Here is a 14,257-nt window from a genome sequence, read left to right as displayed (position 1 = left end):
CATGCGATGACATACTCCGCTTCGGATGCCGAGGGGCATCGTGCCATGGCGCTGGCGTTGCGGGTCGGTGAGCTGTTGCTGGGCAGCGGCGAGGCGACCGAGAACGTCGCGGGCGCCATGCGCAGGATCCTGGAGTCGTACGGCATGCGCCAGGTCGAGGCGGACGTCAACCTGTCGGCGATCACGCTGTCGCACGTGCCCACCGACGGCAGGCCGCCCGCCACGGCCGAGCGGCGGGTGCGCCGGCGCCAGCCCGACTACGACCGGCTGATCGCCGTGCACCATCTCGTCGGCGAGGTGAACGCGCAGGACCTGCCGCTCGGCGAGACCGTCGAGCGACTGAAGGAGATCACCAGGCGGGTGCGCGTCTACCCCGAGTGGGCGGTGGTCACGTCGTCGGCGCTGATCTCCTCCTCGGCGGCGGTGCTGATCGGCGGCGGCCCGACGGTGGCGGGGGCGGCGTTCGTGGCGACGGTGCTCGGCGACAGGGCGGGCGCATGGCTCGGACGGCGCGGTGTGGCCGAGTTCTTCCAGACGGCGGTGGCCGCCATGTTCGGCTCGGTGGTGGCGGTGCTGCTCATCTGGCAGCGCGTCCCCGTCGAGGCGTCCGCGGCGGTGGTCGGCGCCGTGGTCGCGCTGCTGCCCGGCAGGCCGCTGGTGGCGTGCGTGCAGGACGGCATCGCCGGCGAGTACGTCACGGCGACGGCACGGCTGACAGAGGTGGTGTTCATCGTGGCCGCGGTCATCGCGGGCATCGGCACGACGCTGACCGTCGCGGTCAGGCTCGGCGTGCCGATCACCGTGGACAGCGTGCCGTCGGCGCCGCTGTCGCTGGCGCCGGCCCAGCTGCTGGGCGCGCTGGCGCTGAGCCTGACCTTCGCGGTGGCGCTGCTGGTACCACCGCGCCACCTGCTGCCGGGCGCGTTGGGCGGCGGGCTGATCTGGCTCACGTTCGTGTCGCTGACCGCCCACGGCGTGCCGGCGCTCGGCGCGACGACGATCGCGGCGGCGGTGATAGGCCTGCTGGGCACCGCCTACGCGCGCAGGGTGCGAGTGCCGTCGGCGGTGTTCGTGATCCCGTCGATCGGACCGCTGCTGCCAGGCTCCGCGCTGTACAGGGGGATGCTGGAGTTGAGCCTCGACAACGTGCTGGCGGGCGCGCTGCACCTGGTCGAGGCGCTGTCGATCGCGGTCGGCATCGGCGCTGGGGTCATCTTGGGGGCGGAGATCCTTCGGGCCATCCGCGGGCGCGGCCTCGCCCGCAGAACCCGCCCCGCCGCCCGCCGCACCCGCGGCTACTGACCGCCGGGGCAGCGTCCCTGCTCTTGCTTGTCACCGAGGGCGAGGCTTTGCTGAGAGTGCGGGCACCCCGCCCGCCGCGCGGCCCTCCGCGCGTTCGGCCCAAGAGATCTCACCGCGATGTCTCGTGCCGGCGGCTCTCTCGGCAGGGTGTCCCGATGAAACGCTCTCACCGGCGCACCGCGCGGAAGCGCTCGCAGCCGGGCACCACACGGAAGGCTCGGGCTCTCAGCGGGGTGTCGCGCGGAGAGCTCGGACTCCCAGCCGGACGCCACACAGAGAGCTCGGACTCCCAGCCGGGCATCACACGGAAGGCTCGGACTCCAGCCGGACGCCACACAGAGAGCTCGGACTCCCAGCCGGACGCCACACGGAGAGCTCGGACTCTCAGCGGGGTGTCGCGCGGAGGCGGAGGAGCGTGCCCTTGGCGTACTCCTCCATGGCGTGGGCCAGCCAGCCCGCGATCCTGGCCACCGCGAAGATCGCCTCTCCCGCGCCGGGGATCATGCCGCTCACCGCGACCAGCCCGGCGAGGGCGAAGTCGATGTTCGGCTCGGGCAGCCTTCGGCGGCGCACCTCGACCCTGAGAGCCCGGGCGGCGTCCAACCTGTCGTGCCCCGGGGCGGCGGCCTCGACCAGTTCCATGAGGAACGCGCCTCTCGCGTCGCCGTTCTTGTAGACGCTGTGGCCGTAGCCGGGGATGCGCTCGCCGCGCCGTATGCGGTCGGCGATCACGCGGGCGGCGCGGCCGGGCTCCGTCACCTCCGCCAGGAGTCGCTCGGCTTCGTAGGACGCGCCGCCGTGCAGCGGCCCGCCGAGGACGCCGAGGCCGGTGAGGACGACGGCGTAGGGGTCGGCCTTCGCGGAGGCGGCGACCCTGGCGGCGAGGGTGGAGGCGGCCAGTTCGTGGTCGGCCAGCAGGACGAGCGCCGCCTGGAGCGCGGCGAGCAACGCTGGGGTGGGCGGCGTCGGACACAACCGCGCCCACAGTCGATCGGCCACCCCGCCGTGACCCGTAGCCTCGGCGATGGGCAGGTCCGCCAGGTCCTCCGCCACCCGAAGGCGTTGATCAGGGGTGGCCGGACCGGCGGCGGGGGCGTCCACGGAAGGCAGACGACCGGAAGGCCGCGCCGTACCCTCCGACCCCGAAAACGGCTGACCGGCCTGGCTCAGACCCGTCGCGAGCGGACCGCGCGTCGCGAGCGGACCGCGCGTCGCGAGCGGACCGCCCGTCGCGGGCAGACCGCCCGTCGCGGGCACACCGCCCGTCGCGGGCACACCGCCGGTCGAGGACAGACCCCCCGTCGCGAGCGGACCGCCCATTGCGGGCGGCCCGGTCGAGGACAGACCAGCAGCGGACTGACCGGTCGGCCGCAATCCCGCGGAGGTCACCTGGCTGGCGAACGGCAGGCCGGTCGGGCCCACGCCCGCGGACGGCAGGTCGGTCTGAGCCCGGCCCGCAGCCGGCAAGTCGGTAGGGACCAGACCTGCGGAGGGAAGACCAGTCGAGAGCTGGTCGGCGGGGGACCGGCCAGCGAAGGACTGGCCCGCGGAGGACTGCTGAGCGGAGGTCTGGCCCACAAAGGACTGGCCCGCAGAGGACTGCTGGCCGGAATCCTGGCACGCGGAGGACTGGCCGGCGATGGGGAGGGAGTCGATCAGGCCTGCGATCAGTCGGCGGCCTGTGGCGGCGACCGAGGCGGGGTCGAGCTGGTAGCGCAGCGAGTCGATGGCGCCGAGCACGGTGGTGCTCACCTGGAGCCTGTCGATCGGCAGCAGCCCCTCAGGCAGCGCCAGCTGCGCTGCGACAGCGGCCCGCACTCCCTCCGGGTCGCCTGCCCACTCGAGGGGGGCGGCCCGAGCAGGTTCCCCCGTCCAGAGCCACTCGGCGACGCTCTCGAAGGCCGCTGTCCGCGCCAGCTCCAGCGCGTCGATCCCGCGATAGTACGGCCGGTCGACGCCCAGCGTCGTCACCCGCGACTCGATGACCAGCTCCGGCGGCTGGTTGCGCGGGCGCCCTCGCCTGGCCAGTTGCTCGACCTCGGCCAGGGAGAACAGGCTGCGCCGCCCGTCGTCGGCCCGCCTGCGTCTCAGCACGCCACGGCTCACGTAGGCGTACAGGGTGGCGGGCTTCACCCCGAGCCGTTCGGCGGCCGTCCCCGCGTCGATCCACTCGTCCATGTTGATGAAAATCAATATTGATCCACCTTGATAGACGATGTCAACGTGGCGGCATGCCTCGTATTCACTTCCTTGACGTCACCAACAGGGACGGCGTGCAGACAGCACGGACCGGCCTGTCCAAGTTCGGCAAGACCATGGTCAACTTCTATCTGGCGAAGTTGGGCGTGGCGCAGTCGGAGATCGGGTTCCCGTTCCTTTTCCACGAGGTCCCGTACGTGAAGGCCCAGGTCGCCCTCGTGGAGGCGGGCGCTTTCGGCGAGCTGCGGCTGTCGGGCTGGTGCAGGGGCGTTGCCGGCGACGTCGAGAAGGCGCTCCCGCTGGGCCTCAGGCACTACAACCTGTCCATCTCGACCTCCGACTACATGATCCAGAACAAGTTCAGGGGCAGGCTCGACCGGGCCGCCATCATCAGGGAGATGAGCGCGGCCGTGGCCGTGGCGAAGGCGGGAGGCGCCGAGACAGTCGGAGTCAACGCCGAGGACGGCTCGCGCACGGACGACGGGTTCCTGCTGGAGTTCGCGCTCGCGGCCAAGGAGGCGGGCGCGGACAGGGTCCGCTACTGCGACACGATCGGCGGCGACACCCCCGGCAGGATCCGCGAGCGCTTCGCCAAGCTGGCCGCCGCCACCGGCATGCCGATCGAGACGCACTGCCACAACGACCTGGGCATGGCGGTGGCCAACTCGGTGTCCGGCGCACTCGGTGACCTGGAGGCAGGACAGGACGCGTGGATCAACACCTGTGTCAACGGGATCGGCGAGCGCTCTGGCAACGCCGACCTGCTCTCGACGATCCTGGCCTTCAGGCACGGCTTCGGGCTCGCCGCGGAGATCGGCGACGCGCTCGACCTTTCGTGGGCGCGCAGGTTCTCGATGTGGGCGAGTTACGCCTTCGGGCAGGCACTGCCGTTCAACCAGGTGGGGGTGGGTGCGAACGCCTTCGCGCACGAGTCCGGCATCCACGCCGACGGCGCGCTGAAGGATCACGGCAACTACGAGCTGTACGACGAGAGCACCCTCGGCCCCTTCCCTGAGGACTGGCACGCGCGCAGGGGGCGCGTGGTGCTGACCGGCGAGTACGGCGGGAAGGCCGGGTTCCGTCACGTCATGGACGGGCTGGAGGCCGAGGTGAAGGAGGAGGAGCTGACGTTCGAGCTGGTGCAGCTCTGCAACGCCATGACAGGCAGGCCGTTGACCGACGACGAGCTCCGCCTGATCGCGGCCTACCCTCGTGAGCTCTCCCTTCTGTTCCCCGGCCAGGTCAGCGTCAGCTGATCGCGGCCGACCCTGGCGTGCTGCCGCTCCCGTTCCCCGGTCCCGCTCCAGCTCACCCACTATGAGGTGGAACGGCCTGCGGGCTGCTGCCGGGGATCGCGGACAGCGGGGCTGGCGGACGGCGAGCAGCCAGGCGACGCGTGGGGCCAGGAGCAAACGGGCGGGCCAGGAGCGACGGGCGCCGAGCGGAGGTCACGCGCCGGACGGGTCGGGAGCGGGCGGAGGTCACGGCCGGACGGACGGCAGGCGCCGGAGGGTTGGGAGCCAGACGGAGGTCACGCGCCGGACGGGTCGGGAGCGGGCGGAGGTCACGGCCGGACGGACGGCAGGCGCCGGAGGGTTGGGAGCCGGGCGGAGGTCAGGCGCCAGGCGGGGCGGGGAGCCGGACGGGAGGCAGGCGCCGGGGCGGGAGCCGGGCGGGGGCACGCGCTGGACGGAAGGCAGGCGTCGAGGGTTGGGAGCCGGGCGCGGGCGAGCGGTCGGGGCAGGCTGGGGACAGCGGGCGAGGGGGGCGGGAGTGGGCGGTAACCGATCGGTTTCGCACGCGTCGTCGACCGGGTCACCACTCGGCTTCTGACAGCTCCAGCGTGCCCGTCTCCGGCAGGGCGAGCAGGCACAGCAGGCTGAGCACGGCCATGGCGGAGACGTACACGCCGACGTAGAAGACGGGCAGCCCGCCGGCCTGCATCTGGGTGGCGATCAGCGGCGGGATCGCGCCGCCGAGGACGCCGCCCAGGCTGTAGGCGACCGACGCGCCGCTGTAGCGGTACTCGGTGCGGAACAGTTCAGGCAGGTACGCGCCCATCGGACCGAAGATCAGACCCATCAGCGCCAGCGCGCCGGCGAGCGCGAGCCCGACCAGCGGTACGGAGGCGGTCTCCATCAGCGGGAACATCGCCAGCCCCCATCCGATCGCACCGGCGGTGCCGACGAGGAGCGTAGGGCGGCGGCCCACGCGGTCGGAGACCAGCGAGGAGACGACCGTGCCCGCGGCCATGAACACCACGCCGATCATGGTGAGGGACAGCATCGTGGTCCGCGGGATCTTGAGGGTGGCGGTGCCGTACGCCAGGCAGTAGGTGGTGGCGGTGTAGAAGAGGGTGTAGGCGATGACCATCGCGCCCGCGCCGAGCAGCACCCGGCGCCACTGGTGGCGCATCAGGCCCGCGAGCGGCACCCTGGCGAGCCTCCGCTCCTCCATCGCCGCCTGGAAGACCGGCGTCTCGGAGATCTTCAGCCGGACGTACAGGCCGATCGCCACGAGCACCAGGCTCGCCACGAACGGCAGCCGCCAGCCCCAGGTGAGGAACTCGTCGTCGGTGAGCAGGCCACCGAGGATGAGGAAGAGCCCGTTGGCGGCGATGAACCCGACCGGCGGGCCGAGCTGGGGGAACATCGCGTAGAGGCCGCGCCGGCCCGGCGGCGCGTGCTCGGTGGCCAGCAGCGCGGCGCCGCCCCACTCTCCGCCCAGCCCGATGCCCTGGGTGAAGCGCAGCAGTACCAGCAGCACGGGCGCGGCCACGCCGATGGCGGTGTATCCGGGCAGCAGGCCGATCGCCACGGTGGACAGGCCCATGAGCAGCAGCGAGACGACCAGCATGGACTTGCGTCCGACGCGGTCGCCCCAGTGTCCGAAGATCGCCGAGCCGAGCGGGCGCGACACGAACGCCACGGCGAAGGTCGAGAAGGCGGCCAGGGTCCCGGCCAGCTCGTCCATCTCGGGGAAGAAGGCGGTGTTGAGCACCAGGGCCGCGGCGGTGCCGTAGATGTAGAAGTCGTAGAACTCGATCGCGGTGCCGATGAGGCTGGCGGCGGCGATGCGCGTCCTGGTCGGCCGCGGCGTCGTCACTCGTGACTCAGGTCGATGACGCAGAACCTGTTGCCTTCGGGATCGGCCAGCACCACGAAGTCGGCGTTGTCCGGATACAGGTCCCACTGCACCAGCTCGGCGCCCAGCGCCACCAGCCGCTCGACCTCTTCCCGCTGCTCCTGTGTGGTCTCGGCGAACAGGTCCAGGTGGATGCGCGGCACCTGCTGCACCGGCGAGGAGCTGAGCCCGAGCGCCACCGGCACGCCCAGGCCGTTCACCGGATCGAGGATCGTCCATGTGTCCGTCACCGCGCCGGCGCGGGGGATGTAGTGCAGCGCCTGCGTCCAGAACCGTACGGCCCTCGGCATCTCCGTGACGCCGAGCACCACCTGTCCAATGCTCACCATGGACCCATCCTGTCAGGCCAGGGCGCATGGCAACGCTCCATCACGGGTTGGCCGCCCGGCTCCTCCTGCCGGCCGTTGGTTCGCCTCGCGCGTCACCGCGTCGAGGCCGGGTGCCGTCACGCCGTCGACGCGCGCCCCGGCAGACCGCGACGGAGGGCGGTCAGGGGGCGGTGACGGTGAGCGTCGATCCCTCCCGCGCCTTGGTGACCTTGAGCTGCGCGGGGATCCTGGTCCGCAGCTCGCCCACGTGGCTGACGATGCCGACCGCCCTCCCGCCGTCGCGCAGCCCGTCGAGGATGTCGAGCACGCCGTCGAGAGTGTCCTCGTCGAGGGTGCCGAACCCCTCGTCCACGAACAACATCCCGATCTCCGCGCCGCCCGCCTCCGCGCTCACCACGTCGGCCAGGCCGAGTGCCAGCGCCAGCGAGGTGATGAAGCTCTCGCCTCCCGACAGCGTCGCGGGGTCACGGTCGACACCCGTCCACGCGTCGAGCACCCGCAGCCCGAGCCCGCCGCCCGCCCTTCCGCGCGCGCCCGCCGTCTTCCGCAGGTCGTGCTGGAGCTGGTAGCGGCCGCCCGACATGTGGTCGAGGCGCTCGTTGGCCGCGTCGACGACCTGCCTGAGCCGCTCCCCCAGCACGTACGACGACAGGCTCATGCTCCACTGGTTGTCGCCCGAGATGCCGCTGGCCAGCGCGGCCAGCCGTTCGGCCAGCCGGTGCCTGTCGGCGGCGGGCTGCCAGCGGCCCAGGCGCGCCGCCAGCTCCTCGTGCAGCTCGGCGAGCCTGCGCACCCGCCGCTCCGCCCTGTCACGGGCCGAGGCGAGCGCGGTGTGCGCCCGCTCCGCCTCCTCCCTCGCGAACTCCATCGCCGCCAGGTCGAGCGCGGGCTCCGCGGCGGCGGCGACCAGCTCGGGGTCGGCCAGCGTGCGTGTCACCGCGGCGTGCGCGGCGTCCAGCTCGCGCAGCCGTTCGGCCTTCTCCTCCCTTTCCTCCGCGGTTCGTACGGCAGGCAGCACGTCCGCCACGTCCACGAACCCCTCCGCCACCGCCGCCTGTTCCGCCGCCTCGACGGCCGTACGGTGCTCGGCGGCGGCGGACGTGGCGGCCCGCGTCGCCTCGTGAGCCTCGCGGAGCAACTGCGCCTCCTCGCGCAGCCGGTCGAGCCTGGCGGCGAGCGTCGGGTCCGCGCCCCTGGCCTCGTCGATGCGGGCCGCCAGCCGGGCGGCTTCCGCTTCGAGTTCGTCCGCTCTGGTACGGCCCGCGGCCAGCCGCAGGCCGAGCTCGCGGAAGGCCTCGGTGGTCCTGACGTGTTCGTCGGCCAGCTCGGCCGCCCGCGCCGCGAGCCGAGGGTGCGCGGCCGCGGCCGCCCGCAACCTGACCGCCTCCCGGTCGGCCGCCTCGAGCTCAACGGCGGCCCACTGCCTGGTGACCTCGGCGGCTCGCTTCGTCGGATCGTGGGACGTGGCCGCCGCCATCGCCGTTCGTGACGCGGGGGTACCGGCGAGCGGGGGCGGGGTCAGGAGGCGGGCGAGGGTGTCGAGGGCGTCGTCGAGCCGTGCGGTGATCTCACCCATCCGCTCGGCCGACCGGGCCAGCCCCGCCAAGAGGAGGATCTCGCCATCGAGCCGCCGCCTGCGCGCACCGAGGCTCGCGTCGACGCCGCGCGCCGCTTCCAGCCGGGCGTGGATGCGCTCCCGCTCCCCCGCCGACGCCGCGAACCCCGTCCGCGCCTCCGCGAGCCGCCGTTCCGTCTCGTGGAGCTGGTCGCGGGCCTGCTCCAGCTGCGACTCCAGCGCCAGCGCGGCCCGTTCGCACGCGGACTCCTCTGCTGCCCATCCTGTCAGCGTCGCCACCTCGTCCTCGGCGGCGGCCAGCTCGGCCTCGGCCTCCTCAGGCGCGGGAGCGTCGGCGAGCTCGTCCAGCCGCGAGGAGAGCGAGGACAGCAGGCCGTCGGCCGCCTGCCGGTCGGCGAGCGCGGCGTCGTAGGCGGCCTGCGCCGCGCTCTCGTCGTCGGCGGCGTAGGCGAGCTCGGCGGGAACGGCCGGCGAGGGATGTTCGGCGGACCCGCACACCGCGCACGGCTCACCCTCCGACAGCTCGGCCGCCAGCTCCGCCGCCATCCCCTCGATGCGGGCCTGGCGCACCTCCTGCAGCCGGTCCCGCAGGTCCTGGGCCTGCTCGACCGCCGTGGCGAGGGCGGCGCGCGCGGCCTCCGTCTCGCCCTCCAGCTCGTGTCTTCGCCCCGCCACCGCGAGCAGGGACGCCGCCGCGTCACGGGCGGCGATCGCGGACGGCAGGCGTCCCGCGGCGGCGCGCGCCTCCGCCAGCCGTGCGGTCACCTCGTGCAGCGCGTCGGGCACCTCGTCCACGGCCGCGCGGCACGCGCCTTCCTGCTCGGCGAGCGCGTCGAGTTCGGCGGTCAGTACGGCGAGCCGCGCGTCGAGCTCGGCCAGCCTGGACTCGTCGGCGCGCAACCCCTCAAGGGCGGCGAGCTGGTCGCCCATGGCACGTTCGGCCAGCCGCGCCCGCTCTCGCACGACCCGCCACTCCCCGGCTGCCACGTCACCGCCGATGAGCGACCTCAGCTCGTCGATCCCGGACCTCGCGAGAGAGCCGTCACCCGTGTGAACCGTCGTGGCCGCCGACCCTTCGAGGTCGGAATCCCGCGCGGGTACCGCCGGACCCGCCGGATCGACGCCGATCCCTCGCCGGCGGGCCGCGGGGTCCTTCAGGTCGGCGTCGGGGCCGCTCAGCCTTGTCGCGAGGTCGGTGAGCGCGTGGGTGAGGGAGGGATCGCGCAGGCGGGTCGCCAGGTCCGTCTGGGCGGCGGCGAGATCGGTGATCAGGCGGTCGCGGCGTTCGATCGCCTCGAGGCGGCCGGCGGCGGAGGACCTCGCGACCTCGGCGGCGGGGATCATGGCCGCGTCGAGCCTCGCCTTGGCGGCGGCGTCGTCCGCCGCCTTCACCAGATCGGGCAGTTCGTCCAGGCGGGTGGCCGCGGCGCGCTCCCCGGCGGACAACATCTCGATCTGCTGGCCGACCTCGCGCAGGTCACGCCGGAGCCGGGCGAGCCTGCTCTCGTCGGCGAGCAGTTCGGACACCCTGGTGATCTCGGCCAAGCGCTCCCGCTCGAGCCCGGCGAGCACCGCAGGGTCGACGGTGGACTGGCCAGAGCCCAGGCGCGGGTCCCCGCCCGAGTGTGAGTCTGCATCCGCATATGGGGCCGAGCCCGAGCGTGAGCTTGTGCCTGGGCGAGGGCCGGAGGTGAGCGGGCCGAGCAGCGGCGTGGCGCGGGCCACGGCGTCGGCGGCCAGCCCCCTCGCCTTTCCCGCCGTCGCGGCACGCTGGCGGGCGGCGTTGATCAGGGGAAGGACGCGGTCGGCCCGTGCCGCCTCGTCGAGAACGCTCAGCAGGTCCGAACGCTCCTCCGCCCGGTCGTCGAGCGTCCGGCGCAGCGCCACCGCTTCCGCGTGGCGGCGCTGCCGCTCGGCCAGCGCGTTCGCCCGCTCGAACCTGTCGCGATGCTCCCGTACCGCCGCCTCACTCGCGGCCCATGCCTCGGTGGCCCGCCCCACGACCGCTTCGGCCGCCGAGCGCAACAGGCCCGACCACGCCAGCGGGTCGCTGTCGGCCGTCGGAACCGCGTCGCCGTCGGAGCCGGGGCGCGGGACAGGCACAACGGCCTGCGGAACCTCGGCGCGCGGGGCGGGAACGCTGTGGTACCGGGCAGGAACCTCGCGAGCGGTCTGCGAGGGCATGGCAGGAACACCGTAAGCGCCGTCCGGGGCGGGGTCCGTGGGAGCGGTGAGCGGGACGGTACCAGGGACCACAGGGGAGGCAGCGTCGAGGGGCGACGTCCACGAGGAGGCGGTCGACAGGACGTCGCCCGCGGCCTCCTCCAGCCGCTTCACCGCGTACTCGACCTCCTGCCGCCCCTCCTGGGACTCCCGCCACGTCTGCTTGCGCCGCTCCGCCAGCCACGCCTCGGCCGCGGTGAACACCTTCACCGTGAACAAGCGCTCCAGCAGCCGCCGCCGCTCCTCCCCGTCCGCGCGCAGGAACCGCGCGAAGTCGCCCTGCGGCAGCATCGCGACCTGGCAGAACTGGTCGGCGTTCATCCCGAGCAGCCCGCCCACCAGGTCGCCCGCCTCGTCGGCGCGCGTGGTCAGCCCCTGCCAGTCGTGCCCGCGCAGCCGCTCGGAGACGATGACCTTGGCCTTCTCCTCGGTGACCCCCGCGCCCCTCAGTTTGGGACGCGTCCAGGCGGGCGAGCGCTGGATGCGCAGCAGCCGGCCCCGCAGCGTGACCTCCAGCGTCACCGAAGGCCCGACCGAGGGCGGCGCGTGGTCGCAGCGCAGGCTGCGGGCGCTGTTGCGCTGCCCTGGCACCACGCCGTAGAGGGCGAAGCACAGCGCGTCGAGCAGCGTGGTCTTGCCCGCGCCCGTCGGCCCGTGGACGAGGAAGAGGCCCGCCTCCGCCAGGGCGTCGAAGTCGACGGTCTCGGTGCCGGGGAACGACCCGAACGCGGTGAGGGTCAGCCGGTGCGGCCGCACTAGACCATGACCTCCTTGGCCCTCGACGCTTCGACGGCCTCGCGCAGCAGGCGCTCCTCCATAGCGTCGGCGGGCTCGCCCCTGACCTCGCGGACGAAGTCGAGCGCGACCTCCGCCTCCGGCCGGCCCGCCAGCCGTACGGCCTGCCTGGCGGGGGCGGCGCCCTGCGGGTCGAAGGCGAGGGCGAGCGTGTGGGGGAAGCGGGCGCGCAGCCGGTCTATCGCGGACTTGGGCCGCACCGCGTCGGTCAGCGTGACGTGGAGCCAGTGGTCCTCGCGTACGGCGAGCGCGGGGTCGGCGAGCAGGTCGTCGAGCGTGCCGCGCAGCCTGCCGACAGGGCGTGGCACCGGAGCGGGGACGAAGTCTGCCCCAGGGGAGCCGACCGTCACCAGCCACGAGCCCTTCACGTGGTCGGCCTCGGAGAAGGAGTAGGCCAGCGGCGAGCCGGAGTAGCGGACGTGGTCGGCCATCCGCTGGCGGCCGTGGAGGTGGCCGAGCGCGACGTAGTCGACCCCCTCGAAGGCCGCGAGCGGCACGTGGGCGACGCCGCCGACGCTGATGTCGCGCTCGCTGTCGCTGGCCGCGCCGCCGGCCACGAAGGCGTGGGCGAGCACGACGGAGCGGCGGTGCCGTACGGCGTCGGCTCTGATCAGGCCCATCGCGTGGGAGAGGGCCGCGGTGTGGCTGCGCTCGGACAGCTCCCACGGACCGCGCACCAGCTCGGGCTCCAGGTAGGGGATGCCGTAGAGGGCGACGTCGCCGATGACCACAGGCTCCCACGCGCGGGACGGGTCGGTGCGCAGGTGGACGCCGGCCGCGTCGATGAGGTCGGCGCCGAAGCCGAGGCGGCGGGCCGAGTCGTGGTTGCCGCTGATCATGACGACGCGGGCGCCGGCGGACACGAGCCGCCGCAGGGCCTCGTTGCACAATGCGACCGCGTCGACGGGCGGCAGGGCCCTGTCGTAGACGTCGCCGGACACGGCGACGACGTCGACCCGCTCGGCGCGCACGGTCTCGACCAGGTGGTCGACGAAGGCCGCCTGCCCCTCGATGAGGCTCTCGCGGTGGAAGGACCTGCCGAGGTGCCAGTCGGAGGTGTGCAGGAGGCGCATGTCGCAGGAAGCTAACAGTTCTCACCGACAAAAGCAGGCTCAACGACACCGCGAGCATCGGCAGGGCCGCCGGGAGTAGGCTGAAAGATCAGCGGGCACACCACATCACATGGAGAGGCCGATGCGACCCGGCCGAGGCACTTTGAGCGTGGCGGTCGGCCTGGTGCTGATGGCTCTCGCCACGGTTGGTTACGCGCTGCCTCCTGCCTTCGATCCCCCGCCCCTGGCGGCAGACCCGGTGTTCCAGTCGCTGCCGCCGCAGCCCGCGATCGAGACGCGGCCCGTGCGGGCGACCGGCGCTTTCCGCGTCGAGCGGTTCTCGGTCCCCGCCGAGGGCCAGTGGCTGCACGGCACGATCAGAGCCCCGATGACGCCGGGCAGGCACCCGGCGATGGTGTTCGTGTCCGGGTCCGGCAACGGCTCGAGGGAGGAGTTCGCCCCCCAGGCGGAGTTCCTCGCCAGGGCGGGCGTGGTGACGCTCGCCTACGACAAGCGCGAGGTCGGTTACAACTTCCGCAGCAGGGACTTCGGCCTGCTCGCCGACGACGTGCTGCGCATGGTGGATCACCTGCGTGCCAGGCCGGACGTCGATCCGGCGCGCACCGGCGTGTGGGGGGTCAGCGAGGGCGGCTGGGTGGTGCCGATCGCCGCGGCCAAGAGCTCGGCCGTGGGCTTCATCGTGCTGATCTCCTCGCCGAACGTCTCCCCGCTGCGCCAGGTCGCGTGGGCGCTGAACGAGCAGTTGCTGCGCCTGCACGCCCCGATCGGCGCGCGTGACCTGCTGACCAGGGCGATGGGCGGCGTGGGCTTCAACTTCCTGCGCTACGACGCGATGCCGGCGCTGGAGGGGATCAAGCAGCCCGTTCTGGCGTTGTACGGCACGGCCGATCCGTCCATCCCGTTCGTGGAGAGCACCGAGGCCCTGATCAAGGGCTTGGCTAAGGCGGGCAACGACAGCTACACGATCCGCTACCTGGCCAGGGCCGACCATGCGATGCGCATCGGCGGCGGCCCGTTCACCCCCGGCTACCTCGACACGCTCGGCAACTGGATCCTCGGACTGTCCCACACGGCCAAGCCCGCGATCCACCTGGCGGGCGCCACGCCTGTGCAGCGTTTCGAGGCCAGCGACGTGCCCGCCGCTCCCTGGTACGCGGGCGGGGCGATGCTCGGGCTGACGATCTGCCTCGCGGCCGTCGGCTACGTCGCCGGGCCCGTCGCGGTGATGTTCGTACGGCTGCGCGGCCGCCACACGACGCTGGAGGAGACCAACGCCAGGCTGTGGCCGCCGATCAGGCGCAGGCTGCGGAGGATGGCGTGGACGGGTGTCGGACTGCTGGCCGCGGTGCTCGCCTTCATCACGCTCCTGGTGATGTTCTCGATCAACCAGGCGGGCGCGTGGCCCGCCGTGCTGGCCGGGTGGCTGGTCGTGCGGGTGCTGGCCGTCCTCATGCTGTTGCAGGAGGTGACGGCCGTGGCGGCGGTCGTGTCGGGCCTGCGCGAGGGCATGCGGCCGAGCAGGTGGCAGCACGTGGCGATCGCGGGCGTGCTCGGCGGCACGGGCCTGCTGCTGGTGGCCGCCGCCTACTACGGCCTGTTCGCCTTCCCCTGGTGAG

The 14,257-nt window shown here is 73.3% G+C and carries 8 protein-coding genes; 3 read left to right on the top strand and 5 right to left on the bottom strand.

The genetic code is table 11. The features are described from left to right. Positions 1 to 6 precede the first annotated feature (6 nt). Complete coding sequence (locus tag AC3EO4_RS30075; protein WP_379574225.1) at positions 7 to 1,302, top strand: threonine/serine exporter family protein; 1,296 nt, start codon at positions 7 to 9, stop codon at positions 1,300 to 1,302. Positions 1,303 to 1,686: 384 nt separating this feature from the next. Here the strand turns inward: AC3EO4_RS30075 and AC3EO4_RS30070 are convergent, their stop codons facing one another. Continuing rightward, positions 1,687 to 3,480 carry a citrate/2-methylcitrate synthase gene (locus AC3EO4_RS30070; RefSeq protein WP_488186359.1) on the bottom strand — a complete coding sequence of 598 codons (1,794 nt, stop codon included), beginning with the start codon at positions 3,478 to 3,480 and terminating at the stop codon, positions 1,687 to 1,689. A 53-nt stretch (positions 3,481 to 3,533) separates the two neighbouring features. Here AC3EO4_RS30070 and AC3EO4_RS30065 point away from each other — a divergent pair, with 53 nt between their 5' ends. Then, positions 3,534 to 4,757 carry a homocitrate synthase/isopropylmalate synthase family protein gene (locus AC3EO4_RS30065; RefSeq protein ID WP_431898744.1) on the top strand — a complete coding sequence of 408 codons (1,224 nt, stop codon included), beginning with the start codon at positions 3,534 to 3,536 and terminating at the stop codon, positions 4,755 to 4,757. A 559-nt stretch (positions 4,758 to 5,316) separates the two neighbouring features. Here the strand turns inward: AC3EO4_RS30065 and AC3EO4_RS30060 are convergent. The 4 genes from AC3EO4_RS30060 to AC3EO4_RS30045 form a co-directional block, all read right to left on the bottom strand. Beyond that, the gene (locus AC3EO4_RS30060) at positions 5,317 to 6,606 is read right to left on the bottom strand and encodes an MFS transporter (protein WP_431898743.1); all 1,290 of its coding nucleotides are present in this window, start codon (positions 6,604 to 6,606) and stop codon (positions 5,317 to 5,319) included. Then, positions 6,603 to 6,974 carry a VOC family protein gene (locus tag AC3EO4_RS30055; protein WP_379574221.1) on the bottom strand — a complete coding sequence of 124 codons (372 nt, stop codon included), beginning with the start codon at positions 6,972 to 6,974 and terminating at the stop codon, positions 6,603 to 6,605. The genes AC3EO4_RS30060 and AC3EO4_RS30055 overlap by 4 nt, the downstream gene beginning before the upstream one ends. Positions 6,975 to 7,134: 160 nt before the next feature. Next, the gene (locus AC3EO4_RS30050) at positions 7,135 to 11,529 is read right to left on the bottom strand and encodes an AAA family ATPase (protein ID WP_431898742.1); all 4,395 of its coding nucleotides are present in this window, start codon (positions 11,527 to 11,529) and stop codon (positions 7,135 to 7,137) included. Then, a complete protein-coding gene (locus AC3EO4_RS30045) occupies positions 11,529 to 12,641 on the bottom strand; it encodes an exonuclease SbcCD subunit D (protein ID WP_379574218.1) in 1,113 nt (370 codons plus the stop codon). Before AC3EO4_RS30045 ends, AC3EO4_RS30050 begins: the two co-directional genes overlap by 1 nt. Before the next feature lie 121 nt (positions 12,642 to 12,762). On the opposite strand from AC3EO4_RS30045, the gene AC3EO4_RS30040 reads away from it, so the two are divergent. Further along, positions 12,763 to 14,256 carry an alpha/beta hydrolase family protein gene (locus AC3EO4_RS30040; protein WP_379574217.1) on the top strand — a complete coding sequence of 498 codons (1,494 nt, stop codon included), beginning with the start codon at positions 12,763 to 12,765 and terminating at the stop codon, positions 14,254 to 14,256. Position 14,257 lies beyond the last annotated feature (1 nt).

It is taken from the genome of Nonomuraea sp. bgisy101 (assembly GCF_057708945.1).
This window is presented reverse-complemented; position numbering and strand designations above follow the sequence as displayed.